The organism is Nocardia sp. CDC153, assembly GCF_035818515.1.
GTDB lineage: Bacteria > Actinomycetota > Actinomycetes > Mycobacteriales > Mycobacteriaceae > Nocardia.
Genome location: NZ_JAYKYU010000006.1, coordinates 553,517 through 578,279, shown reverse-complemented (window position 1 = coordinate 578,279; position 24,763 = coordinate 553,517). Strand labels below are relative to the sequence as shown.

Genomic DNA, 24,763 nt, shown 5'->3' with positions numbered 1-24,763 from the left:
ACCGAGAATTGCCGCTCCGCGATCGCGCCGTTAGGGCCGAAGAGCCAACGAGACAAGGGATTTCGTCCCCGGCACGGTTCAGCTCGCGGCGGGGCGGGCGTCCGGTGCGCCCTTCTCGATCAGTCGAACCCCGGTGACCAGGGTGGGTTCGATGGCGACGACGGCATCCATGACGCCCTCCACCCAGGGGCGCAGGCGGGCCTCGTAGCGCGCCACCCGTTCCGGGTCGGTGACCGTGCGGGCGATGCCGGTGACGACGACCGACCAGCCGAGCTGGGTGCCGTTGTCGATGTCGTCGGCCTCGTAGGCGACGACGACATGGTGGTCGGCCCGCACGGTGGAGGTGAGTCGGGAAGTCAATCTCGTTCGTACGATCACTATTTCGCCCTCATCGACGAAATGGTTGACCGGCCGGATCGCGGGCATGGCGTCGCGGGTGAAGACCACGCGACCGAAAGGCACGCTGGCCAGCAGGCGTAGGGATTCACCGCGCGAGAGATCCACGACGCCGCGGACCAGGTCGCCGGAGGGGAAGCCGCTCACCGCGCCATCGCCCGTAGATCGCGCGCGCCGAGCGGGCGCGCGGAGAATCCGGGGCGGCCCCGGCGCGACGGTTCGAACGAACGCACGGTGTGGCGCCCCCTTCTCGACGACATCGGATGGTTCGGTAACGACCTCCATGTCAGCACCGAACTCGCCGCGCTCAACAGGGCCGAAGGTCCTCAACAGCGCTTTCTTCCGGACGTTCGCCCAATTCAATGCGAAACGAAAGATCGACCACCACGACATCGGGGTGGTCTCACTCTCCCGGGCGACGCCATTGACGCCCGTTCGCTTCGCTCGTTCCATGTACCGATCGTCCGCCCGCACTGGAACCCGCCACAGAATCGAAGGTCATTCTCTCGATGGCCCTTCGGCGGCCTGCGATGGTCCTTCGGCGGTCCTCGGTCGCCGTCCCGCGACCCCTCCTCCGGTCCCCTTGTGCTACTGCGGTTTTGCCCGCTCGGGCAGGACTTTCTCCTCTGTGGCACACCGCGCGCCGAGCCGACGCTGGGGAGATATCGGACCGAAGGAGACATGTGATGAAGTACCGAGTGGGTTTGTGCGAGACGGCGCCGCAGACGGTGCTGCGGATTCCGCTCGAGATTCGCCCCGACAAACTGAGCGAGGGCATTGTCGCCGGCATGGTCCGGGTCGCGCAGGTCGCCGAGCAGGCCGGGCTCACCGCCTCTGGCGCGCCGACCATCACCTTCCACCGGGAGTTGCCCTCCGACGACGCGATCACCGTGGACTTCGGGTTGCCCATCGAGGCCGCGCCGACCCTGGGCCCGCGCTCGGGCGCGGACCTCGTGGTGCAGGCTCCGACGCTGGTGGCGCGCACCTGCCACCGGGGCAGCTACGGCGAACTCGACGCCGCCTACCGGGCGCTGCGCGATTGGGTGCACGCCGGTGGCTACCGGCCGATCGGGCCGCCGACCGAGGCGTATCTCATCGGCCCCGACGAAGTCAGCGACCCGAGGCAATTGATCACAGAGGTTCGTATCCCGGTCGCTCCGGCTCCCGCGATCGCCACCCACCTCGACGGCGAGTTCGCGACCGTCGCCGAGCAGACCCGGGAAGCCTTGCGCCGACAGGGATTCGGGGTGCTGAGCGAACTCGACATGCAGGCCATCCTGCGCGAGAAGGTGGGCGAGCACATCGAGGACTACCTCATCCTGGAGGTGTGCAATCCGCGCCTGGCGGCCCAGGCGCTGGCGGCAGACCGGCAGGCCGGGCTGATGCTGCCGTGCCCGGTCGTACTCAGAAGCGATGAGACCGGGGTCCTGGTCGAGGCCGCGGACCCCGAGGTCCAGGTGCGGGTGCTCGCCGAGCCAGAGCTGCTGCCCGTCGCGGCCGAGGCCCGTCGCCTGCTGGTCGCGGCGCTGGACTCGCTGCACAGCCCGGCGGCCGCCGCGGGTTGATCTCGTGACCATCGGCCTTCGCACCGAGGCATCTGGCCTCTCAACGGATTCCACGGCCGCGAGCAGGCTCGATGGCATGACACAGCACACTTCACCCAGGGTCTCGGTCGTCTACGCCAGCGCGCAGGGATCGACCCGCGAGATCGCCGAATTCCTGGCCGCGAACCTCACCGCGCGCGGCGCGACCGTCGAGGTCGCCGACGCCGAACACGCCCCCGACCTCTCCCGTTTCGACACCGTCGTGATCGGCAGCGCCGTGCACAATATGGCGTTGCTGCCCGAGATCGAGGAGTATGTCCGCTCGCACCGCGACGAACTGAACGCGCGTACCGTCTGGCTGTTCAGTGTCGGCCTCGGGCCTGCGCTGAAAGGTCCGATCGGCCGCCGCCTCGGCCGAGTGGTGCCCAAGAAGATCGCCGCCGTGCGGGACTCCCTCGGAACACATGAATACCGGGCCTTCGCAGGGCATTACGAACGTGCCGGGGTCTCGCTACCGGCCCGGGCCCTGTTCCGCCTGATGGGCGGCACCCGCTACGGCGACGTGCGCGACTGGCACGCGATTACCGCCTGGTCGGATTCGATCGCGGACTCGCTGCGACTACCCGAACCGCAGGCGATTCCGACCCATCCCTGATCCCGCGCGCGTCCCTGAATCGCGAAGTCCGCCAACCCTTTCCACCAGGGGGTAAGCCCATGACCATCCGACACGCACCACTGTTCATCCTCGCCCTGCCCGTCGCCGTTGCCGTGCTGGCCATGGTCGGAGCACCCGCCATCGCGCTGCAGGCCGCCGTCATGTTCACCGCCGCACCGATTCTCCTGCTGCTGCTCCTCCCGAACACCAAGGATTCGAAATGATCGAGGCAACCCTCCCACTCGGCCGGATCGCGGGCGTCCGCATCGGCGCGCACTGGTCGGCGCTGGTCACGATCGGGCTGTTCACCTGGATACTCGGGGTATACCTGTCCGGGTCCGGACACGGCGCGGGCCTGTGGGTCACCGCGGTCGCCGGTGCGCTGCTGCTGACCGCGTCTCTGCTCGCGCACGAGCTGGCGCACTCGATTCTCGCACGCCGCAAGGGAATCCGCGTGCGCGGGATCGTGCTCTGGCTGCTCGGCGGAGTCTCGGAGATCGAAGAGGAACCCGCGGACCCGCGCACCGACCTGGCCGTCGCCGCCGCCGGGCCCGCCACCAGTCTGGCCATCGCGCTGGTAGCGCTGGCCGCGGCCGCGCTGTCGAACCTGATCACCCACGCGGGTGTGGTCACCGCCATGCTGGTGTGGCTGGCTTCGGTGAACGCGGTGCTGGCGGTGTTCAATCTGCTGCCCGGCGCTCCCCTGGACGGGGGGCGGGTGCTGCGTGCCATTCTGTGGCGGCACAGCGGCGACCGGTTGCGCGCCGCGACCACCGCGGCCCGCAGCGGGCAGATGATCGGAACCATACTGGTTCTGCTGGGCGTCGCCGAGGTCTTGGCGTTCGGTCAGCTCGGCGGCCTGTGGCTGGTGCTGTTGGGCTGGTTCCTGCGCACCGCCGCGCAGAGCGAGCTGGTGGGAGCAGGATTGCGGCATCGGCTGGGCGACACCAGGGTTCGCGCGGCCATGACCCCCAATCCGATCGCCATATCGACCCAATGGACCTTGCCCGACCTGCTCGCCTCACCGGCACCGCACACCTCGCATCGGGTGTTCCCGGTCGTGGACGCGGCTGGCCGCCCGTTCGGGGTGCTGGCCTGGTCGGATCTCGCGGCGATACCCGAATCCCAGCGGCCCACCGTCGAACTCGCCACCCTCGCGCGCAAGCTCACACCCGCCGCCATCGCCCGCCCCGACGAGCTGCTGTCCGACGTGATGTGCCGAGTCATGCTGCGCCCCAACCTCGATGCCATCGTGGTGGTCGATATCGCCGGGCATTTGATCGGCCTGCTCACCACCACCGATCTGGTACTCGCCGCCGATCGCTCGGCCCTCGGGCTGCCGGTCGCCCCGTCCGCCAGGGCGCTTCGGTAGCCCGGCCGAGCGTCCTCGGCGGCGGGCGCTTTCATCGATTTCGAGCCGCCGACAACAGGTCTCGGATCTCGGTGTCGATCCCCGCGGCGATCACACCGAGGTCCGGCATGGTGTCGTAGTCGCCGGTGATGCCGAAGGTGAGGTGGTCGGCGTAGCTCAGGATGGCGATGCCGCTGCGCAGGCGCATGGCGATCGGCAGGACCGGCAGGAGTTCCAGGACGGGACAACCGGCCAGGGACAACGGCTTTCGGGGCCCGGGCACATTGGTCGCCAGGGCGGTGACGCTGGTCTGGGGCAGGCGGGCCACCAGGCGCAGGGTCCAGGCCACGGTCGCGAACGGGATCCAACCGGCGAGGGCGAGCAGTCGGCCCTCCGCGGTGGTCTCCCCGCGCCCCTTGTGCTGGTTGATTCGCTCGTGGACGACGGCCAGGCGCTCGACCGGATCCGCCAGGTGCACAGGCAGATACGACAGCATCGCGGTGACCCTGTTGTCGAGCACGTGCATCGCGTCGGGCGCTCGCATGGAGACCGGCACCAGCATCCGCAAGGTGTCGTGGGTGGGTTGCTCGCCGCGTTGGAGCAGCAGCGCCCGGTAGGCACCGGCGATGGCGGTCAGCACCACATCGTTGACCGTCGTGCCGAAAACGCTTCCTATCTCCTTGATTTCGGCGAGCGAGGCCCGGGTGACCGTATAGCGCCGCTGCTGCCCGATCGCACCGATGAGCGAGGATTGGGCTGTCGCGCTGACCAGCGCCTCGGCGACCGGAGCGAGGCCGCGCACGGTGCGCAGGGCGACGCGTGGCATGTCGAAAGGCAGCCGCACGGCGGCACGCGTCCAGTCCATCCAGCCGCGTGCGCCATTCGTCGCCTCGGGATCGGCGGCCTCCGCGGTGTTCCCCGCGCCGTCCGGATCGCACAGCTCCGCCAGCAGATTGACCCCCGAAATCCCGTCCACGACACTGTGATGCGCCTTCAACAGCAGCGCCCACCGCCCCTGCGTCAGCCGTTCCACCACCACGCATTGCCACAGCGGGTGGTCGCGGTCCAGCCGTGCGGCCACCTCCGTGGCGATCAGCTCGAACAGGGCCTCGTCGTCGGCTGGTTCGGGCAGGGCCACCCAGCGGATGTGGTGTGCCAGATCGAATCCCGGGTCCTCTTCCCAGACCGGCGTCGCCAGGTCGAGTGGGGCCCGGTGGATCCGTTCTCGCAGCCGGGCATTGCCCGACACCCGCTCGGCGAGCAGGGCGCTGAATTCCGCGCGGGTGGGCGGCGGTCCGGAAAGTATTGCGACGGCACCGATACCGAGGCTGATGTGGCGATCGGAATCCTCGAGTTCGACAAAGCCCGCGTCGAGGGGGCGTAGTCCGGTCATGACGGTTACCTGAATTCGGAAGTAAGGCTGATCCTCTCAGCGTGTTGCCGGGTCGGCTCCCGGTACGAGATGCGAAGGCAATCGACCGATGTGACGGTCGTCATAGGATTCCGGGCGGTATCCACCATCCAGCCCGCATGGGCCCAACGCCCGCCCAGGCCGGGACCTTCTCCCCTGCCGTCACCGACCGCCAACGCCGACGCTGAAATCAACACCCGCGCACGGCTGACCTCAGCACGCGAACGATCGGAGCGGTAATGGGCGACTATGTGGCCGACCTGAAGGAGCTGCGGCTGGCGGACGCCGACCGCGCCGGAGGCAAGGGCGCGAACCTGGGCGAACTCGTGGTGACGCAGATGCCCGTGCCACCCGGCTTCGTGGCACTCAAGTCCTGCTACGAGGAGGCGGTCTGCGCCGGACCGCACGGCGACGAACTCGACCGGTTGCACTCCCAGGCGCTCGACGTCGCGGCCGAGTCCGCCCCGGGCCAGGAGCTCGAGGAGTTGTGCCGCCGCATGCGCGAACTCGTGCACGCCACGCCCGTCGGCGCGGCCATCCGCGACGCCATCGTCGGCGGCTACCACGGTCTCGGGGATGCGCCGCCGGTCGCGGTGCGTTCGTCGGCCGTGGGCGAGGACGGCGCGACCGCGTCCTTCGCTGGAATGAACGTGACCCGCACCAATATTCGCGGCGACGAGGAACTCATGACCGCGGTCGTGGACTGCTGGGCCTCGCTGTTCACGCCCCGCGTGCTCACCTATCGCGCCCGGCGCGGCATGCACGACCGTCCCGTCATGGCGGTCATCGTGCAGCGCATGGTCGCCGCGCGATGTGCGGGCGTCGCGTTCACCGCCGATCCTGCCACCGGCCGCCGCGACCGCGTGGTCATCGACGCCGCCCGGGGTCAGGGTGAGGTCGTGGTGTCCGGTGCCACCGAACCCGACACCTACCTGCTGGACGCCTCGGGTCCGACGCTGCTCGAAACCCGGCAGGGGAAGCAGAGTTTCGCCATTGTCGCCGGAGACGACGGTGACCGCCGGGTCGATCTGGATCCCGACGAGAGCCGCAAACCGGTGCTGACCGAGGACGAGGCGGTCGAGGTCGCGCGGCTGGCGCTGGCGGTGCAGCAGCATCACGGACGACCCCAGGATGTCGAGTGGGCCTACGACGACCAGACGGTATGGCTGGTGCAGGCCCGCCCGATCACCATGCTTCCCGATTACGCCGGTTCGGCCACCCCCATGGCCGTGGCCGAACCGGGTCACCTGCTTGTCCGCGGCCTCGCCGCCGCACCCGGCACCGCGTTCGGCGCGGTGCGGGTGCTGCGGTCACCGGCCGACGGATCGCGGCTGCGCGACGGTGAGGTGCTGGTCGCGCCGATGACCAATCCGGACTGGCTGCCCACCCTGTCCCGGGCCGCCGCCGTGGTCACCGACAGCGGCGGGATGACCTGCCACGCCGCCATTGTGGCCCGTGAGCTAGGAGTGCCGTGCGTGGTCGGAACTCGCACGGGGACAACCGATCTGGCCACCGGCACCGAGGTCACCGTGGATGGCTCGACCGGAGTGGTGCGCGCCGGACGCGACGGACGACCGCAGGCCGTCACCACGCGACCCGCGGCACCGCCGGTGGCGGCGGCCGAAACCACCGGCACGCGTGTGTATGTCAATCTCGCGCTGCCCGAGATCGCCGAACGCGTCGCGAGTCAGGATGTCGACGGGGTCGGGCTGCTGCGGGCCGAAACCCTGCTCACCGAGGCCTTGGGCGGCCGCCACCCCCGCGATCTCATCGCGCGCGGCGAGGGCGAGCGATTCGTCGAACACATGTCGGAGGCGCTGGGTCGCATCGCCGTCGCCTTCGCGCCACGACCGGTCATCTACCGGGCTACCGATATGCGCAGCAACGAATTCCGTGCGCTGGAAGGCGGAAGCGTCTACGAGCCCGCCGAACACAACCCGATGATTGGCTTCCGCGGCTGCTACCGCTACGTCCGCGAACCGGAGATGTTCCGGCTCGAGCTGGCGGCGCTGGCCCGGGTGCGTGAGCGAACCCCCAACCTGCACTTGATGATTCCCTTCGTGCGCACCCGCTGGGAGTTGGAGGCCTGTCTGGAGCTGGTCGACGCGAGCCCGCTGGGCCGCCAGCGCGGCCTGCACCGGTGGATAATGGCGGAGGTGCCATCGGTGATCTACCGGCTGCCCGAATACATCGGGCTGGGCATCGACGGGGTTTCCATCGGCAGCAATGACCTGACGCAGCTGATGCTCGGCGTGGACCGGGATTCAGAGGAATGCGCCGAGCTCTTCGACGAATCCGATGCCGCCGTCCTCGAAGCCATCGAGCAGATCGTTGCGACGGCGCGCGCCAATGGCATCACGTCCTCGCTGTGCGGGCAGGCACCCTCCACCCGGCCCGAATTCGCCGAACACCTGATCCGCATGGGGATCACCTCGGTGTCGGTGACCCCCGACGCCGTCGCCGCGACCCGCCGCGCCGTGGCCGCCGCCGAACGCCGAATTCTGCTGGAACACGCCCACACCATGAACGGCGCGCGGTAACGGCAAGGTGCATCCAACCCGCCATGTGCAGGATACGAGGTTGACTCCTCGTCCCCAATACACTGTGAGGAGCCGGTACGTCACATCCGTGCGTACCGCCCCTCCGAAGTACAGGACACCCTTCACATGACCGAGGTTCCCGGCAATTCCTACTCGGTTCGGAGCACGCTTTCACAGCTCCGGCTGCGGGAATTGTTGACCGAGGTCAAGGATCGAGTCGATCAGATCATCGACGCGCGCGACCGGATGGACGGTCTGGTCGACGCCATGTTGTCGGTGACCGCCGGGCTCGACCTGGACCAAACGCTGCGCACCATTGTCCGCACGGCGATCAGCCTGGTGGACGCTCGCTACGGCGCGCTCGGCGTCCGAGGTGTGGACGCGCATCTGACCCAGTTCATTCACGAGGGCATCGACAACGAGACCGCCGCCCTGATCGGTGATCTGCCCGCCGGGCGCGGTGTACTGGGCGTCCTGTTCGTGCAGCCCGAGCCGATCCGGCTCGACAACATCGCCGATCATCCGGCGTCGGTCGGTTTTCCGAGCAATCACCCGCCCATGCACTCCTTCCTCGGTGTGCCCGTGCGGATTCGCACCGAGATCTTCGGCAACCTGTACCTCACCGAGAAGAAGAACGGTCTGCCGTTCAACGAGGACGACGAGGTGATCGTGCAGGCGCTGGCCGCCGCGGCCGGTATCGCCATCGACAATGCGCGGCTGTACGAATCGGCGCGCACGCGGCAGGCGTGGATCGAGGCAACCCGCGATATCTCGACCGAATTCCTGGCGGGCACGGACGCCGACGAGGTGCTGGGCCACGTGGTCGACCACGTGCGGGCGCTGACCGATGCCGAGCGCGCGTTCCTGGCCATCACCGACGATCCGGAGAGCCCGCCCGAGGAGACGATCGAGCTGCGGATCGCCCGGTGGTCGGGTCCCGAGAGCGGGCCGAGCAGCCTTACGGTCCGTACCAAGGGCACCGCCATCGGGCGGGTGTTCGCCGAGGGCGTCCCATTGCGGTTCGACGATCCCGCCGACATCGATCTCGGCAAACCCCTCGACAGCCCCGGCCCGACACTGCTTCTGCCGCTGCACGCGCAGGGTTCGACCTTCGGTGTGCTGGTCATGGTGCGGCCCTTGGCGGCCCTGTCGTTCTCCGACGAAATCCTGGAACTGGCAGCGGCTTTCACCGATCAGGCCGCACTCGCCATCCAGTTGGCCGAGGCGCAGCAGCGCATGCGTGAGCTCGATGTGCTCACCGACCGCGATCGCATCGCCCGCGATCTGCACGATCACGTGATTCAGCGCCTGTTCGCGGCGGGTCTGAGCCTGCAGGGCACCATCGCCCGTGCGCGAACTCCCGAAATTCGCCAGCGCTTAGCGGATGTCGTCAACGATCTGCAGGACGTGGTCCAGGAGATCCGCACCTCGATCTTCGACCTGCACGGCGGCAACGGCCAGAGCACCCGCCTGCGCCAGCGCCTGGAACAGGCCATCGCCCAACAGACCGCCGACACCGAAATCCGTACCTCCCTTCGGATTTCGGGCCCGCTCTCGGTCGTCGCCCCCATCCTCGCCGACCACGCCGAGGCGGTCGTCCGCGAGGCCGTCAGCAACGCCGTCCGCCACTCGGGAGCCCAAACCCTCACCGTGGCCATCGACGTCGCCGACGACCTCACCATCGTCGTCACCGACGACGGCCGCGGCATCCCCGACGACATCACCCCCAGCGGCCTGACCAACCTCACCCGCCGCGCCGAAGAGGTCGGCGGCGAATTCGCCATCCTGGGAAACCCCGACGACACGGGCACCCGCCTCCGCTGGTCGGCCCCGCTGCGCTGAATCTGAGGCCGTGGTCATGATTCGCGCCCTCCGGCAAGTCGGTCGCGGTCGTGCCAAGCCCGTTCCCACTGCCGTGTCAACGCCGGGTAGACGATCAGGTAGCGGAACGGTTTGATGGCGGCCATGTACAGCCGCCCGAATGTTCCATTGGGTTTGACCAGGGCCGCCATCCGCAGCTCGTAGTCGCCGTCCTCACCCGGTACCCAGCCCAGGTGCATGATCGTGTGGACGGTCTTGTTCGCCAGCTCCATGGCAGATTCGTTGTCGAGTACATACAACTCGGTCATCGGTGTGCCGGGGACGACGTAGTTGTCCTGGGATGCGGGGATATCGGGCGGCAGGCTTTCGCGCAGAGAACGAACTCGCCCGTCGAAACCGTTGTCGGGTTTGTCCCATCCGAACACGGCGCCGAGCTTCCACCTGGCCGCGAACAGAAACCGCACCGCGAGAGAGTCTTTGGCAGGCCCCGCGTACGCGCGAAGCGCGGCGAGCATCAGCGGGAAGTCGTCCGGCCCGGCACCCGGCGTGCGGAACGACCACACGTCCTCGACCCGAAAGTCGCGGGTGAACTCATGGATTCGCCATGGCCGGGCGGTATGGGTATCGGTGGGAATTCTCATCGCGCACCTCCGGTGGTCGCGTGCCGTCCGGCCGACATGACCGCTCCGGGATTGTCGAGGGTGTTGGTTTTCATGGATTCGACTGTCGCCGGACCGGTCTCGGCGGCGCTTCCCGCCACCGAGTGAATTCACCTCCCTCGCACGGGGGAATCGGCGGTGACCGTCGCTCTGGGATGATCGGCGTATGCGCGTGGGTGTGCGGATGTTGCGCCGGGCGGTGGGTCCGCTGGCGCGATCCTCGACGTATGCCCGTGGCGTGTACGTGTTCTTCGGCGGAGTCGTGTGTATTCCGTACGCAGTGCTGGCGGTCATTTTCGTGATCGGATTGCGTCGCGACGCGACCGCGGGAGGCACTGCGCTGATCCTCGCGCTGGCCGTCGTCGCCGTCGTCGGGGGCGGGGCCGTGACGTTGCTGCCCGGCGTGCGCGCACTCGAAATCGTCACCGTACGAGCGCTTTTGGGTGTGAAGCTGCCGGATCCGGACCCGGCGTCACGTCAGACGTGGGAGGCGCGGACGCGCGGCTCGGTCTTCTATTTCCTGACGCTGGTGGTGGGCGGCTGTGTGTCGAGCCTGGTCATCATGGCGATTCCATTGGGGGTCACCATGCTGCTCGTGCCGTTCGCGCGGTCGCACACGGTGACCCTGACCTTGACCCGGCGGTTCGCGCCCGCGGCGCACAGCACCCCGGCGGCGATTCTGATGGGCTGTGCGGGTGCGGTGTTGCTGTGTGCCGCGGTGTATTTGCTCGCGGGTGCGGGGGCACTGCTGGCCAGGGCGGCTCCGCTACTGCTCGGACCGACACAGGCCGATCAAGTTGCCGCGCTGCGGCGGCAGGAGCGCAAACTGGCCGCGGGCAATCGGCTCGCGCGGGAACTGCACGATTCGATCGGCCATGCCCTGACCGCCATGACAATGCAGGCGGGTGCGGCCGGACGGGTACTGGACGACGATCCGGAATTCGCGCGCCGGGCACTGCATCTGATCGAGGAGACCGGCCGCAGCGCTCTCGGCGAACTCGACCAGGCGCTGGGCATGCTGCGCCGCGGCGTCGATGAGGAACTGTCCGGCTCGACGCTGGCCGGCCTCGACCGGCTGACGGCGGGCTATGCCGGGGCACAGGTGCTCAGCACAGTGACCGGGGATCTGAACGCGGTGCCGCCCTTGGTCTCTCGCGAGGCGTTCCGGGTGCTCCAGGAGGCTCTGACCAATGCGGTCCGACACGGCGACGGCGGACCGATCGACCTCGTCGTGCGGGCGACGCCATCCACCGTGCGACTCGAGGTGACCAACGGCGTGATCGCCGGGCGCGGCCGCGGAGCGAGCGGGCGGGGATTGATCGGTATGCGCGAACGCGTCCTCATGCTCGGCGGCGAACTGCGCGCGGGCGCCTCGAGCGATCGCTGGTCGGTGCGCGCGACACTCCCGTGGCCGGAGGCAGTGCCATGATCGCCGTCCTTGTCGTCGACGACGATCCATTGGTCCGCATCGGGCTGCGCGCGATCCTCGACGCCGAGCCCGACCTCGAGGTCGTCGGCGAGGCGCAGGACGGAACCGAGGTCGCCGACCGCGTGCGCGCCCTGGGTCCCGATATCGTCTTGATGGATGTGCGGATGCCGGACATGGACGGCATCGCCGCCACCAGAGAACTGTTGACCGCCCTGCCGCAGCCGCCGAAGGTCATCGTCATCACAACCTTCGAGAACGACTCCTATGTGTACGACGCACTGCGAGTCGGTGCCGCCGGCTTTCTACTGAAGCGAGCACGACCCGCCGAAATCGTGCAGGCGGTCCGCACCGTCGCGGCAGGCGATTCCCTGCTCTTCCCCGACGCCATCCGCGCCCTCGTCGCCGCCCGCGCCGAGCCCGCGAATTCCGCTCTGGCACACGTGAAGCTGACCGAACGCGAGGCCGAGGTCCTGCGCGCCATGGCCCGCGGCCAAACCAATGCCGAAATCGGCGCATCCCTGTTCCTCGGCGTCGAAACCGTCAAAACTCACGTCGGCAACGTGCTCATGAAGCTGCGCGCCCGAGACCGAACCCAAGCCGTCATCCTCGCCTACGAATCCGGATTCATCGCCCCGGGCCGGTAGCGGTCCCCGGACTCCGACGACCGACTCGGGCCCCGTACGGCCCTAGGTCCCGGAACGATCGGGAATATGGCCTCTCACCCCCACCTCACCGGTCGACCAGGCTGTACCCCATGACATCTCGAACCTCCACCGCATCGGTCGGCGCACTCGCCGCCCTGATCGGAACGGTGATGGTGATCGCGATCCCCTCCGCACTCCCCCTCCTACCCTCCTGGGCCTCGGACTACGGCTCGGCCCTGGTCGGTCTGGCATTCCTCGAATACGTGACCACCGCTGCGGGATTGGTGTGGTGGGGCGTGCACGAGCTGCGGTCCTGACCGACCGTGCGCTCACTACCGCGGCCTGGAATCCATGCCCGGCAGCCCCTTCGACACCGGCACCCCGGTCGCCGCCGCCAAGGCGCACCGCATCCTCCAGGCCGAGGGCCTCTCCGACCCAGCCGCCTGAAACCGGACAAACCCCTCACTGGTGTGCCACTCGGCCGATTCGGGATGTGGCGGTGGGGGTGGCGCGTCAGAATCGGTGCGTTCGGTGACTGGGCGGTACTAGTACGCGGAGAGGTGGGATGTGTCCCGACATCTGATCACATCGGTGACGATTGCGGTGGCGGCCGCCGCGGTCGCGGGTTGCGGTGTGCAGCACGGAAGTCCGCTGGCTCCGCCGGTTTCGACGACCTCGGTTCCGATGCTCGGCGGTGGGCAGCTGCCGAAGGTCATCGACCTGCCCGTCTCCACCTCGACTGTCGCGAAGACCACGACCAGCGCTCCGACGACGACAACCGCCCCGACGACGACCACCGCGGCACCCAACGCCGCGACGCCGCGAGCATCCGCGACCAAAGCCGGCTGATCCCGGACGGACTCGACAGTTCGTTGCCCCGAACAGCCCTCCCGGTTTGGTTTTCTGATCTGCGCAGATGCCTCAAGTTGATCTCTATGCTTGATTCGTCGCAGTATCTCCCAGTGCCGCAACTGAATTCGAGATCGTCGGCAGATCTGATCGATCATGACTACCAGCTCGGGAATGTTCAAGATTATTAACCTGTCGGCGAGCTTGCCGGCCGGCATCAATCGCGCCCACCCGTTTACGCAACCGATCTATGCGGGTGCGCCTGTGGTCGAGTGGGTCCTTCACAACTTGGAACACCGCTTATCGGCGCATCGCCAGCGCCGAGGTAATCAGGCCGCGGGCGGGCTCGCCATAGACGGCTTGGCCGACCAGGGTGTCGAACAGCTTGCCGTACAGGGCGATCTCGCGAGGTTGGGTGATCGTCAACTCGGCTGTCACGGTCTCTACGATCGCCAGCCTGTTGTCGTAGAGGACGAAGCTGTTCGTCATCGTCTCCCATACGGCGGTTCGGGGCAGGATGCCCAACTGCACGCGGGGCAGCGCCATCGCGGTTAGCAGCCGATCGAGCTGCTCGACCATTACCGAATCGTCGCCGGCTGTCGTGTAGAGCGCTTGTTCGGCGATCACGAATGAGAAGCGGCGAGTTCCGCGATATAGCACCTGTTGGCGTTCGATCCGTGCGGTCACTCCCTCCTCGAGGTCATTTGGGATGTCGTAGAAGCGGATTACCCTGCCCAGAATCCATTCGATGTAGCCGGGCGTCTGTAGGAGGCCCGGAATGATCGCGGGCTCGAACCATCGCATGATCTTGGTTTCGCCCTCGATGTGGGAGAGCATCCGTTGACGACGGCGTGTGCCGGTGCCCAGGACTCTGCGGAACTCCATGTAGGCGGCCTGGATGTTCCGGAGCGAGGCGATCAGGTCCGGGAGCTGATCCAGGCTCCCCGTGAGCCTGCACCAGGTCCGAAGATCCGCCTCCGAGGGAGTCTGCTTCCCGTACTCGATCTTGCTGGTCTTCGATTCGTGCCAGCCCGCCAGCTCGGCAAGCTTACGGCCGGTCATCCCGGCGTCACGGCGAAGCTCCCGGAGACGTATCCCGAGAGCTTCCCGTTGCTCGTGTGCAGCGCCGCTACGGGTCACTCCGTACCAGGCTTCTGGAACTCACCGTACGGAGTTGCCAACTCCCACACGTAATCTCGCACCTCCCGGCAATAGGCCACGATCCGAGGATCGGTGGTAACCGCACCCCCGACCCAGTTTCCGGCCGGGTCGAAGACCGTGTAGGACACGGTCGTATCGTCGATCAGCCACCAGTCATCCGTGGTGACCCGTTCAGGGTCGGCTAGGTGCCTCGGTAGGTACCGCACTTCCTCTCCGGCATCCACGTTGTTCTGAGTGATCTCCAACATCCATCGCTGATAGTCCGTCAGCGGCACCGTGACGACCCGCGCCCGACGCACCGTTGCGCCATCGGCGGTCACGTCTCGTATCAGATTCAGCCAGCCCTGAAACCAGGCGAAATCGTCCTCGGGGCCACCGGCCAGCCAGTTGCGATACGGCTGGTCTCCACCGGGCGACTCGTAGTCGTCGAGCACTTCGAGGTGGAACGCCTCGGTCTTGCAACCGCGAATCAATCCATTCACGCCATCGATATCAAGCAGCCGCACCGAAATACGTCCTCCTGCAACGGGGCACCACGATCGCGGTCTCGTTCTCCTCGAGCTTCAGCTCGGCGATGGTCCCGTCATCGGTGACAGGCTGCCCGCTCAAGGTGAACGTTCCCCGCCCCGTATCAGCCAGCGGCACACCGATATACGTGTCGTGCTCGGCAAAACCGAGTAGCCCATGTGGAATTTCGACGGTACCCGCGGAGTCGGTCAGCCAGCCGACGATCAGGAACGCATCGGGACCGGCCTCGTACATGGCAGGGCATCCACCGGAAGGTGACCCGTTGCGACCAAGGAAACGTAGCGATTCCAACATGATCAGTCCTAGTCTTGTTGGCAATTGTGCGTGGGCTACCTGTCCACGACCACCATGGTCCTCCACTTGCGACAGCTTCGGGCCAGAACAAGGCTCAACTCGCAAGCTCAAGCAAGTTCCTGGCTCTCCCCTACCTCGATTTCCTACGGTCTGATCAAGGCGCTCAGGGGCGGTCGAACGCTCCCGGTTCTGAGTCGCCGCACCAACGGCGGACAGGAATCGAAATGAACCGGCGCACACGGCTCTACCAGTTCCCCGGTGGCATGTTCGAACTCCAGGGCACCAGCGATGAGCCCGAGGACGACGAGGGGTTCTACCTCCAGTTCTACGACTTCTTCGCACTCCACGGCCACGAAGACAGAGGGGTGGTAATGCGGTACAAGCCAACGGCACTCGGCTATGTCCGAACGGATGTATCTGGGATAGGCCAACTTTGGGATGAATCGCAGATCCGCAAGCTCGCTACCAGGCTCGGCTACGACTTCTCCGGAATGATCGTCTACGACCCCGCCACCGAGCGGCCCCCGTTGGCGCGCTTGAAAGCTAGAGCGACCCGACTGGACGCCGAGGCCGTGATCGTCCCCAGCCCGGCCCATTTCGAACGCGGAGAGATACCCGGGACACTGGTGCAGCAGCTCGACGTGATCACCGTCAGCCCTGAGCAGACCTACGCGCGGAGGTCCATGCCGCCGATCCGGGACGTACCACCCGCTCAAGCGGGCGGAGCTTAGACCACGCCGAGAGCTCGGTTCTTGTCAGCGTTGTGCTGTGCTGGTGGTGAGTTGGCGGCGGGCGGCGTAGATCGCTGCGCCGACGGCGACGACCGCTGCGCCGGACAGCATCGATGGGATCGGCAAGGTGGAGGCGAGGGTGAGGCAGCCGAGTAGGCCGAGGATCGGGATGAGGCGGATCGGTCGTCCCTCGGATGGGGTCAGTGTCCAGGCGGCGGCATTGGCGATGGCGTAGTAGAGCAGGACTCCGAAGGAGGAGAAGCCGATTGCGGCACGCAGGTCGGTGGTCGCGGCGGCTACCGCGACGATGAGACCGACGGCGAGCTCGGCGCGGTGCGGCACCGCGAAGCGCGGATGGATGGCCGCCAGGGCGTGAGGCAGGTGTCGGTCGCGGGCCATGGCCAGCGTGGTGCGCGAGACGCCGAGGATCAAGGCCAGCAGTGAGCCGAGCGCGGCGACGACGGCCCCGGCTCGGACCACCGGCTCCAGCCATCCGACACCGGCCGCGTGCACCACGTCCGACAGTGGTGCGGCCGCCTGCGACAATCCTTGTGGGCCAAGCACACTCAGCGCCGCGACCACCACGAGCGCGTACACGCCCAGGGTGATGCCCAGCGCCAAGGGAATCGCCCGCGGAATCGTGCGGGCCGGGTCGCGGACCTCCTCACCGAGCGTCGCGATGCGCGCGTATCCGGCGAAAGCGAAGAACAACAGGCCTGCCGCTTGCAGTACTCCGGTCGCGGTAAGTCCGGAATCGAACTGCAGCCGTGCGATTTCGGCGGTGTCGGAGGTCAATGCCGCGACCACCACCGCAGCCAGTACCGCCAGCACGATCGACACGATCACCCGGGTCGCCAGCGCCGACTTCTGGACGCCGCGATAGTTGACCGCCGTCAACGCGACCACCGCCGCGGCGGCGACGGCGTGCGCGTGCTGCGGCCAGGCGTACGTGCCCACGGTCAATGCCATGGCCGCGCAGGACGCGGTCTTGCCCACTACGAAACACCATCCGGCCAGATAGCCCCAGAATTCGCCGAGCCGTTCGCGTCCATACACATACGTGCCGCCCGAGGCCGGGTATCGGGCGGCCAGCCGCGCCGAGGAGGTCGCGTTGCAGTACGCGACAACCGCGGCCACCGCCAGCCCGAGCAGCAACCCCGATCCGGCGGCCCGGGCCGCCGGAGCCAGCGCCGCGAAGACTCCGGCCCCGATCATCGAGCCGAGTCCGATCGTGACGGCATCGGCGAGCCCCAGGCTTCGACGCAGCTCGCCCGGTGCGTCCGTCAGCGGTTCCCTGGCCACCATGCTCCTGTCGCGGAATAGGGTCGAAAAAAACATCAAATCCAGTTGATGCATCTGATGCTATCCTCGAACCATGGCTTTGGCCCGTCAAGAGGTTCCACCTTTTGTTCATCTAGCCGCGCATCCCCTGCGGTGGCGGCTGCTGGCGGAACTGTCCGAGGGTGACCAACGCGTACGCGAACTGGTCGCCCGCGTGGGCGAGCCGCAGAACCTGGTCTCCTATCATCTGCGTCTCCTGCGGGACAGCGGCCTCGTCACCGCCTCCCGCAGCAGCCACGACGGCCGCGACAGCTACTATCACCTGAATCTCGAGCGCGCCGCCGAAATGCTGACCAGCGCAGGCGCATCGCTGCACCCGGCACTCCGAATGGATTCCCCGCGAACGGAATCGACACCGTCGGAGCCGCCAGTGGTGCTGTTCGTCTGCACCGGCAACAGTGCCCGCTCCGCGATCGCGGAGGCTCTGCTGCGGCACCGTGCCGCCGGTAGCGTGGAGGTGTTCAGCGCCGGGACCCGCCCGAAACCGTCCCTGCATGCCAACACGGTGCGGGTGCTGCGGGAGGAGTACGGCATCGACCGCTCCGCCCAACGCCCCCGTCTCCTGGACAGCCTCGCCGACCTTCGCTTCGACGCAGTGATCACGTTGTGCGACAAGGCCCGTGAGGTCTGCCCCGACTTCGGTGACGATTCCCGGTGGATCCACTGGAGCATCCCGGACCCAGCGGCCTCGAATGGCAGCGACGAGGACACCTACCCGCTCTTCCGGGCCACCGCCGCCGAAATCGACACCCGCATCCGCTATCTGCTGCCGACTCTCACCACCCTCGACTCCACGACAAGGAGTGCATCCACCTGATTGTCGACATGATCAATACGCCTCATGGTCGCCCCTGCTTCGGATGAGCAGGATCATGAAATGCCCTCGGGGCGAGGTATTTTCGGTACTCATCACTGGCCGGCGTTCACCCCGGCCTGGGCCGGGAGGAGCAGGACCGGGACGGTGGCGGCGGACAAGGTGTGGCGGACAGTGCGGGCGCGGCCCTGCGAGAGGTGTTGGGACCAGCCGAGAACGATCAGGTCGGAGTGGTCGGTGGAGAGGTCGAGGATGTGGTCGCCTGGGGCACCGCTGCGCAGGGTCACGGTGCGGCAGGAGGCGGGGAGGTACGGCGCGCAGATGCGGGCGTGGAATTCGCGTTCCCAGGCGGGGCGGGCGTGGGCGGCCTGGTCCCAGTGGGCGGGGGCTGTGTTCTGGTCGAAGACGTGCAGGACGGTGATTTCGATACCGGCGCTGCAGAACAGGCGGACCGTCTCCGAAATCGCCTGTGCGGCTTCCTCGGTGCCGTCCAAGGGGACCAGCACGCGCTCCAGGGCATAGTCACCGGAGGTTTCGGGCGGCACCACCACGAGCGGCACCGCCGAGCGCTGGGCGATCATCCACGGGCCGTGCGCGCGGGTCATGACGCCGAGCAGCACGTCGGGATCGGCGAGGGCACGGGCGAATTCCTCGGCGGAGATGTCCGCCGGAACGGAAACCACCTCCGCGTCGGTCACTTTCGCCAGTGCGGCGGCGACGGCGAAGGCCGTCTCGGACATCCGGACCACGATGGTGTTCATGAGGCGTTTTCCTCGATCGCGGGCCACCAGAGCGAACTGGCGACCAGTCGTGCGGGCCGATCCCCCACCGCGACCCGGAGCGGTCCGTCCGTGTGCACGCCCACGCCCTCGGGTGTGACCTCCAGGCGCACACAGCGGCCGAGGCAGCGAAATGCCAAGCCCAGCCGCGACCATCGGCGTGGCAGCACCGGCCGCAGGCTCAGCACACCCGCGCGAACCCGTGCGCCCGCGAACCCGCCGAGCATCGCCTGCCACACCCCGCCCAGGGTGGCCAGGTGCAGTCCCGAGGCGGTCGAGCCGGAGCGATCGTCGAGGTCCAGCCGCAGTGCCGGGTACAGGGCTTCGAGGGCCTCGTCCGGTCGGCCCGCCCGGGCCAGCAGGGCGGCCATCACCGCGGGCGACAGCGAGGAGCCGTGCGTGGTGCGGGGGCCGTAGAAGTCGAGATTGGGCAGCAGCGTGCCCGGCGCGACGTCCTCGGGCAGGAGATGATGCAGCATCAGCACATCCGGCTGTTTGATCAACTGCGAGCCCGCGACCCGGCGCTGGCCCAGCAGCACGTCGGCGGCCACGGGGGCGTGGGCGACCTGCGCGGCCAGCAGCGGTTCCAGACCGAAGTAGCCGGTGAACTGTTCATAGCGACCGTCCGGGCCGAGCTGGTCGACGATGCGATCGGCCAGCTCCCGCCAGGCCGCGAATTCGGCTGCCTCGGCGGCATTTTCGGGGTGCAGGCGGGCGGCGCGGCGCAGGTTCCAGCGGGCCATCACATTGGTGAAGGCGTTGTCGTCCACCGTTTCGTGGTATTCGTCGGGTCCGATGACCCGGTCCAGGTGCGCCCGGCCGTGCGCGTCCAATCGCAGCCGTGACGCCCAGTACCTCGCGGTCTCGACCAGCAGCTCGCGCGCCGTCGTCGACAGGTAGTCGGCGCGCCCGGTCCATTCGGCGAAATGGTCCGCGCCCCAGGCGACGTCGGCAGTGATGTGCTCTTCGAGCGTCCCGGTCAGGATGGGAACCGGTGCGCCGCCGAGGAATCCGGCGCGCGGGGTGACATCGGTGCCATCGGTGGCCGACTCCCATGGGAAGCGCGCACCGCGACGGCCCTCGGCGCGCGCCCGCTCGCGCGCGGCATCCAGCCGTCGCAGCCGGTAGGCCACCATCGCCTCGGCCGCCTCCGGATCGATGCTCACCATGGCGGGCAGCACGAAAGCGTCCGCGTCCCAGAACACGTGGCCGCGATACCCGGATCCGGAAATGCCACGCGCACCGACCGCCGACTCCCCGTGCGCCCCGGCATTCGACCACAGCTGGAACAGCGCGAACCGCACCGCCTGTTCGGCCTCGGGATCGTCGGGCAGGTCGACTCCGACCGTGGACCAGCGTCGGGCCCACACCGCGCGCTGCTCCACCAACAACCGATCGACCCCGCGCTCCCAGGCCCGCGGCAGTTCGTCCAGGACCCGCGCCACACCGTTGCGGCGCGCATCATCGGCCGCGAACACCGCGATCCGGTCGAGTCGCTCGATGCCGTCGGCGTGAATCCGTGACTGGGCGGCGGCCGCCGCGATAGCGGACCCGGACTCGGATTCGATTCGCACACCGTGCGTTTCGATGCCGGGCAGACGTGTCGGTCCCGCGATATCGGTCGTGTCGCCCGTCTCCGGCGGCACCAGCAGCGGTTGCTCCGCCGCGAGCCGACCGCCCGGTGCCTCCACCCGCATCACCATGACGCCCGGCCGCGCCGCGCAGGCGAAACGCAGGCTGCGGAACTCTCCCGCCGCGTCCGCGCGATACAGCACGCCCGACCGCAGATCCAGGAACTGCTCCGCGCGCGGCACCGGGGCGAGCTCGAGCCGGGCCCACGCGGGACCCGCCATCAGCTCCTCCTCCGGACCGCTGCCGGTGTACACACCCGCGACGAGCACCTGCGGCTCCTGAGCGGACGCGGATTCCTCCACGACACCGCGGCTCGCGACGCCACCGGAACCCACGGTGTACACCGCCGCGTCGGATACGCTGTGCCGCACCGCGTTTCCCGTTATCGTCCAGGGCCGGTCCGTGCGGTCGCCGACGTCGCGGGGCGTGGCGGTCACATCGGCGGCCGGATCCGGTGCGGTCATGTCCACTGACATGTCATGGCCACCACGTCCTCCGTCGGGTGGGTCGATCAGTCCTTCACCATCGATGGTCCGCCGCGCACCGCACTACGTCCAGGAGCGAAATGCGGGGCCCGGATGGTCCGAGCCCGGCGCTCACTCGGTGCGGACGATCAGGGTCGGGCAGTCGGCGCTGTGCAGCAGGGCGTTGCTGGTGGAGCCCAGCAGCATGCCGGTGAAGCCGCCGCGACCGTGGCTGCCCAGGACGAGGAGTTGGGCATTGTCGGATTCGTCGAGCAGGGCGCGGACGGGCCTGTCCATCACCAGGATTCGATTCACGGCGACGTCGGGGTAGCGTTCGGCGTGACCGGCCAGGCGTTCGGCGAACAGTTCCTGTTCCTGTTCACGGACGGTGTCCCAGCCCGGGGCGGGCAGGTAGAAGCTGCTGGTGTCGGTCCAGGCGTGGACGGCGGTCAGGCCGACCTTGCGCAAAGAGGCTTCCTGGAAGGCGATGTCGACGGCCGGCTCACTATTGGGGGTGCCGTCCACGCCGACCAGGACCGGCTTCTCGGCGGAGATCGGATCGGTGGCGGAGGTGCCGTGGACGACGGCGACGGGGCAGTGCGCGTGATGGGCGATCGCGGTGCTCACCGAACCGAGCAGGCCGCGCCCCAGCGCGCCCAGCCCCCGACTGCCCACCACGACCGACCGCGCCCGCCGAGAGAGCTCGATCAGGTACGGGATCGCCGGTTCCATCGTGACCTCGGTGGAAATCTCCAGTGCCGCACCGGAAGCCGCGATGCGGGCAATGCGGCTCGCCTCCTCCACGATGCGTTCGCCGTCGCGCTCGAGATAGGCGATGTCGGCCTCGGACAGCAGCGGAACCGGCCCGAAGCCGACATGAACGGCGACCGAGGTGATGATCCGCAGGGGGCAGCCGTGCAGGGTGGCGTCCGCGGCCGCCCAGGCGGCGGCCTGATAGGAGATGGCCGAGCCGTCGACCGCCACGACGATCGGCGGGTTCAGGGGGCGCTGGGCAATGGTTTCGTCGGTCATGACTCACTCCTTGTGATTCCTTGTGGCACTCAGGTTCCGATGGGACGTGCGATGCGCCGCCATTCGGATTCCCAGCGCAGATTGCGTACCCCGCCCAAGACGAGTTCCATCCCCCACAGCAGCAGGACCGCGACGGTGCCGCTGAGCAGCAGCACCATGAGCCCGATGCCGATGCCGTTGAAGACCGCGGCGTCGGGGCTGTCGGGTGCGCCGGCCGGCTTGCCGTCGGGGCCCAGCCACACCGGCACCGTGGCCCCGGACTTCGTATCCGGTTCCACCGCAACCGTTCCCGTCGCCTCGGCACCGGCGCGCACCCAGCGCACGGACGCCTGATATCCGCCGTCGTGATACGGGCTCGACGACGGGGCGCGGGTGGCGTCCGCGAGCGCGGTCGCCGACACCCGCACCTTCGCGGCGTTGTCGACCTTGATCTGTTCGGCCGTCCGGGTGTACGTGGTGGTGCCGATCGCGCCCGCGACCGGCACCATCAACACGAGTACGACCACGATCAGGGACCGGATCACCGATTCCCAGCGATCCGACGGACGCATCAACGGATTCAGGCTCCACGGCCGCAGGCGCCATATGCGCAGCGGGACAGTGGGGTTCGATCTCATGTCCGATCACCTCGGTGGGTCGGTAGGTTCGAGGGGCCGCAGCACCTCGCTCAACGGCAGACGCGGTGTGGCCGGGACGGGTTCGGCGCTGGTGGACGCCCAGCCCAGGCGCACGATCAGCTGCGGGTAGCCGAAGCCGCCGAGCAACTCGGTGCGGACCCGCTCACGCAGGGCGGGCAGTTCCAGGGGTTCGGTCAGCGGGCAGGTGGCCAGGCCGCGAGCGGTCGCGGACAGCAGGATGGCGCTGGTCGCCTCACCGGCCCGCAGCCAGGCCCGCCAGTCGTTGGAACCGGTGCACACCAGCAGCATTCGCGCGTTCTCGGTGTCGGTGATCACGGCCTCGGACAGTTGCGGATCACCGAAGGGTCGCACGGTCGGATCCGTCCCGACCACGGCATTGCGGGCGGGTACGCCCGCGGGCGCGGCGTGATGCCCGCTCCAGGCCGCCAATTCGGCGGCGTAGCCCGGGTCCTGGGCGTGCTCGGTGGCCGCCTTCTCGAAAACCCTCAGCAGCCGGGCGCGTTCGCCCGTCGAGTCGACGCTGTGCACGCGCACCCCGGGAACGGTTCCGGCGGCGGCGATGGCGGCGATCTGACCGTCCGGGATCTCCCACGAGGTGAACCGGCGACGGTCGCTGTGTCGCCGGGAAATGGCCCGCGCCAGGCGAACCGACTCCTCGTCGGGCGCCGCATGGTGGAACTCGATCGCGGCGAGGTGGCGACGGTCCTCCGGATTCGGGAATCGGTGCACCTGTGACTCCCAGCCGAATGCCCGCATGGCGACCGTCAAATGATGCAGTGCCGCACCGCAACTCAGCAGCAGCTCGCGGCTGTCCGGGTCGGCGTGCGACAGCCTGCGGCTCTCGTCGGCGTACAGCTGGACCGTGGTGTCGCCCAGCCGCCACGCCCACGGCTGGGTGTTGTGCACCGACGGCGCGCGCACCGCCAAAGCCAGTGCGGCCCTGATGGTCTGGTGGTCGGGATGCATGGCGGAACCGTCCTCGTTCTCGTCGGCGATCGATTCGCGGGTGGTCAGTTCGCCGGGTGCGTAGCGGGGATCGGCGGGCTCGAATCGAGCAGCGGTGGTCATCGGGACTCCTCCTGTGAGCGCACCACCAGCACGGGGCAGTTGGCCACGTGCAGCAGTGCGGTGCTGACCGAACCGAGCACGACGCCCGCGAACCCGCCGCGGCCGTGGGTGCCGACCACGAGCAGCTGCGCGCGGTCGGAGTAGTCGAGCAGTGCGCGTACCGGGGTCTCGTAGGTGACGTGGCGTTCGACGCTCACGTCGGGGAACTCCTCGCCGAACCCGGCCAGGCCCTCGGCCAGCAGCACATCCTCACTCTGGCGAATGGTCTCCCAGCCGACCACTTCGAGGTCGAAACCGCTGGTGTCGCACCAGGAATGCACCGCGATGAGCGGGGCCTTGCGCAGCGAGGCCTCCTCGAAGGCCATCCGCACGGCGGGCAGGCTGTTCTCGGTGCCGTCGACCCCGACGATCACCGGCCGGTCCACCCCGAGTCGCTCGATATCCAGGTCCCCGTGCACGACGGTGACCGGGCAGTGCGCGTGCCGCGCCAGACCGGTACTCACCGACCCGAGCACGGCCCGTCGAATCGCGCCGCGACCCCGATTGCCTACCACCATCATCCGAGCCCGCGCCGACCGCCGCATCAGCGCGGGTAGCGCCAACTCGTCGACCGCCTCGCTGGTGAGGGAGAAGGTGTTCCCGGGCGCGGCATGATGGGCGATCCGCGCGGCCTCGGCCAGCACCCGCAGTCCCTCCGACCGCACCGCGCCCTTTTCGGCGACGCCCAACGCGGTGAACGGCTCACGCCCGGACTGCACGCCGTACGCGACCACCAGGTGCAAGGGCCACTGCCGCAGTTCGGCTTCGACCGCCGCCCAGGCGACCGCCTGATAGGAGATCTGGGAGCCATCGACCCCGACCACGATGGGGCGCGGGCTGGTATCCGGCTCGGGGGCGGTGGTATCCGACATGGTTCCTCCTGGTCGAGATGTTGTGTCGAGCATCGCGCCCCGGGGATGCCGGTCCCAGAGACCTAGGTCAT

At 68.3% G+C, this 24,763-nt stretch carries 25 protein-coding genes; 12 read left to right on the top strand and 13 right to left on the bottom strand.

Features of this window, described 5'->3' with window-relative positions; all coding sequences use genetic code 11:
- Positions 1–78: 78 nt before the first annotated feature.
- Positions 79–543 (bottom strand): pyridoxamine 5'-phosphate oxidase family protein, encoded by a 465-nt coding sequence (locus VMT65_RS33080; RefSeq protein ID WP_326312586.1) that lies wholly within the window; start codon positions 541–543, stop codon positions 79–81.
- 539 nt (positions 544–1,082) lie between these two features.
- Between VMT65_RS33080 and VMT65_RS33075 the strand changes: the two genes are divergently transcribed.
- The 4 genes from VMT65_RS33075 to VMT65_RS33060 all read left to right on the top strand — a co-directional run bounded on the left by VMT65_RS33075 (position 1,083) and on the right by VMT65_RS33060 (position 3,967).
- A complete protein-coding gene (locus VMT65_RS33075; RefSeq protein WP_326312585.1) occupies positions 1,083–1,961 on the top strand; it encodes a DUF302 domain-containing protein in 879 nt (292 codons plus the stop codon).
- A 76-nt stretch (positions 1,962–2,037) separates the two neighbouring features.
- Entirely contained in the window at positions 2,038–2,595 is a 558-nt protein-coding gene (locus tag VMT65_RS33070; RefSeq protein ID WP_326312584.1) for a flavodoxin domain-containing protein, read from the top strand.
- Between the two features lie 59 nt (positions 2,596–2,654).
- Positions 2,655–2,819 carry a hypothetical protein gene (locus VMT65_RS33065; protein WP_326312583.1) on the top strand — a complete coding sequence of 55 codons (165 nt, stop codon included), beginning with the start codon at positions 2,655–2,657 and terminating at the stop codon, positions 2,817–2,819.
- Complete coding sequence (locus tag VMT65_RS33060) at positions 2,816–3,967, top strand: site-2 protease family protein (RefSeq protein WP_326312582.1); 1,152 nt, start codon at positions 2,816–2,818, stop codon at positions 3,965–3,967. The genes VMT65_RS33065 and VMT65_RS33060 overlap by 4 nt, the downstream gene beginning before the upstream one ends.
- Positions 3,968–3,998: 31 nt before the next feature.
- On the opposite strand, the gene VMT65_RS33055 is transcribed toward VMT65_RS33060, so the two are convergent.
- A complete protein-coding gene (locus tag VMT65_RS33055) occupies positions 3,999–5,339 on the bottom strand; it encodes a wax ester/triacylglycerol synthase family O-acyltransferase (protein ID WP_326312581.1) in 1,341 nt (446 codons plus the stop codon).
- Positions 5,340–5,596: 257 nt separating this feature from the next.
- Here VMT65_RS33055 and ppsA point away from each other — a divergent pair, with 257 nt between their 5' ends.
- Together ppsA and VMT65_RS33045 are read left to right on the top strand one after the other, a co-directional pair.
- Positions 5,597–7,897 (top strand): phosphoenolpyruvate synthase, encoded by a 2,301-nt coding sequence (gene ppsA, locus VMT65_RS33050; RefSeq protein ID WP_326312580.1) that lies wholly within the window; start codon positions 5,597–5,599, stop codon positions 7,895–7,897.
- A gap of 126 nt (positions 7,898–8,023) precedes the next feature.
- Positions 8,024–9,739, top strand: coding sequence for a sensor histidine kinase (locus VMT65_RS33045; RefSeq protein WP_326312579.1), 1,716 nt, complete (start codon positions 8,024–8,026; stop codon positions 9,737–9,739).
- 14 nt (positions 9,740–9,753) lie between these two features.
- On the opposite strand, the gene VMT65_RS33040 is transcribed toward VMT65_RS33045, so the two are convergent.
- Positions 9,754–10,359, bottom strand: coding sequence for a DUF2867 domain-containing protein (locus VMT65_RS33040; RefSeq protein ID WP_326312578.1), 606 nt, complete (start codon positions 10,357–10,359; stop codon positions 9,754–9,756).
- 184 nt (positions 10,360–10,543) lie between these two features.
- On the opposite strand from VMT65_RS33040, the gene VMT65_RS33035 reads away from it, so the two are divergent.
- The 4 genes from VMT65_RS33035 to VMT65_RS33020 all read left to right on the top strand — a co-directional run bounded on the left by VMT65_RS33035 (position 10,544) and on the right by VMT65_RS33020 (position 13,299).
- On the top strand, positions 10,544–11,806 hold the full coding sequence (locus VMT65_RS33035; protein WP_326312577.1) for a sensor histidine kinase: 1,263 nt from the start codon (positions 10,544–10,546) through the stop codon (positions 11,804–11,806).
- Positions 11,803–12,450 carry a response regulator transcription factor gene (locus VMT65_RS33030; RefSeq protein ID WP_326312576.1) on the top strand — a complete coding sequence of 216 codons (648 nt, stop codon included), beginning with the start codon at positions 11,803–11,805 and terminating at the stop codon, positions 12,448–12,450. The genes VMT65_RS33035 and VMT65_RS33030 overlap by 4 nt, the downstream gene beginning before the upstream one ends.
- Positions 12,451–12,560: 110 nt before the next feature.
- Positions 12,561–12,767, top strand: coding sequence for a hypothetical protein (locus VMT65_RS33025; protein ID WP_326312575.1), 207 nt, complete (start codon positions 12,561–12,563; stop codon positions 12,765–12,767).
- Between the two features lie 274 nt (positions 12,768–13,041).
- Positions 13,042–13,299, top strand: coding sequence for a hypothetical protein (locus VMT65_RS33020; protein WP_326312574.1), 258 nt, complete (start codon positions 13,042–13,044; stop codon positions 13,297–13,299).
- A gap of 300 nt (positions 13,300–13,599) precedes the next feature.
- Here the strand turns inward: VMT65_RS33020 and VMT65_RS33015 are convergent, their stop codons facing one another.
- The 3 genes from VMT65_RS33015 to VMT65_RS33005 are packed head-to-tail and all read right to left on the bottom strand — an operon-like array spanning position 13,600 to position 15,222.
- Positions 13,600–14,439 carry a helix-turn-helix domain-containing protein gene (locus tag VMT65_RS33015; RefSeq protein WP_326312573.1) on the bottom strand — a complete coding sequence of 280 codons (840 nt, stop codon included), beginning with the start codon at positions 14,437–14,439 and terminating at the stop codon, positions 13,600–13,602.
- Positions 14,436–14,966, bottom strand: coding sequence for a DUF6879 family protein (locus VMT65_RS33010; RefSeq protein ID WP_326312572.1), 531 nt, complete (start codon positions 14,964–14,966; stop codon positions 14,436–14,438). Before VMT65_RS33010 ends, VMT65_RS33015 begins: the two co-directional genes overlap by 4 nt.
- Complete coding sequence (locus tag VMT65_RS33005; protein ID WP_326312571.1) at positions 14,953–15,222, bottom strand: hypothetical protein; 270 nt, start codon at positions 15,220–15,222, stop codon at positions 14,953–14,955. The genes VMT65_RS33010 and VMT65_RS33005 overlap by 14 nt, the downstream gene beginning before the upstream one ends.
- 284 nt (positions 15,223–15,506) lie before the next feature.
- Between VMT65_RS33005 and VMT65_RS33000 the strand changes: the two genes are divergently transcribed.
- Entirely contained in the window at positions 15,507–16,013 is a 507-nt protein-coding gene (locus VMT65_RS33000; RefSeq protein ID WP_326312570.1) for a hypothetical protein, read from the top strand.
- A 24-nt stretch (positions 16,014–16,037) separates the two neighbouring features.
- Here VMT65_RS33000 and VMT65_RS32995 read toward each other — a convergent pair whose 3' ends face one another.
- Positions 16,038–17,315 carry an APC family permease gene (locus VMT65_RS32995; protein ID WP_326312569.1) on the bottom strand — a complete coding sequence of 426 codons (1,278 nt, stop codon included), beginning with the start codon at positions 17,313–17,315 and terminating at the stop codon, positions 16,038–16,040.
- Positions 17,316–17,388: 73 nt separating this feature from the next.
- On the opposite strand from VMT65_RS32995, the gene VMT65_RS32990 reads away from it, so the two are divergent.
- A complete protein-coding gene (locus VMT65_RS32990) occupies positions 17,389–18,171 on the top strand; it encodes an arsenate reductase/protein-tyrosine-phosphatase family protein (protein WP_326312568.1) in 783 nt (260 codons plus the stop codon).
- A 92-nt stretch (positions 18,172–18,263) separates the two neighbouring features.
- Here VMT65_RS32990 and VMT65_RS32985 read toward each other — a convergent pair whose 3' ends face one another.
- From VMT65_RS32985 to VMT65_RS32960, 6 genes are all read right to left on the bottom strand, one after another.
- Positions 18,264–18,929, bottom strand: coding sequence for a universal stress protein (locus VMT65_RS32985; RefSeq protein ID WP_326312567.1), 666 nt, complete (start codon positions 18,927–18,929; stop codon positions 18,264–18,266).
- A complete protein-coding gene (locus VMT65_RS32980; protein ID WP_326312566.1) occupies positions 18,926–21,055 on the bottom strand; it encodes a glycosyl hydrolase family 65 protein in 2,130 nt (709 codons plus the stop codon). Before VMT65_RS32980 ends, VMT65_RS32985 begins: the two co-directional genes overlap by 4 nt.
- A gap of 120 nt (positions 21,056–21,175) precedes the next feature.
- Positions 21,176–22,075 carry a universal stress protein gene (locus VMT65_RS32975; protein WP_326312565.1) on the bottom strand — a complete coding sequence of 300 codons (900 nt, stop codon included), beginning with the start codon at positions 22,073–22,075 and terminating at the stop codon, positions 21,176–21,178.
- Between the two features lie 29 nt (positions 22,076–22,104).
- A complete protein-coding gene (locus tag VMT65_RS32970) occupies positions 22,105–22,692 on the bottom strand; it encodes an Rv1733c family protein (protein ID WP_326312564.1) in 588 nt (195 codons plus the stop codon).
- A 6-nt stretch (positions 22,693–22,698) separates the two neighbouring features.
- Entirely contained in the window at positions 22,699–23,781 is a 1,083-nt protein-coding gene (locus VMT65_RS32965) for an Acg family FMN-binding oxidoreductase (RefSeq protein ID WP_326312563.1), read from the bottom strand.
- Positions 23,778–24,692 (bottom strand): universal stress protein, encoded by a 915-nt coding sequence (locus VMT65_RS32960; protein WP_326312562.1) that lies wholly within the window; start codon positions 24,690–24,692, stop codon positions 23,778–23,780. The genes VMT65_RS32965 and VMT65_RS32960 overlap by 4 nt, the downstream gene beginning before the upstream one ends.
- Positions 24,693–24,763 lie beyond the last annotated feature (71 nt).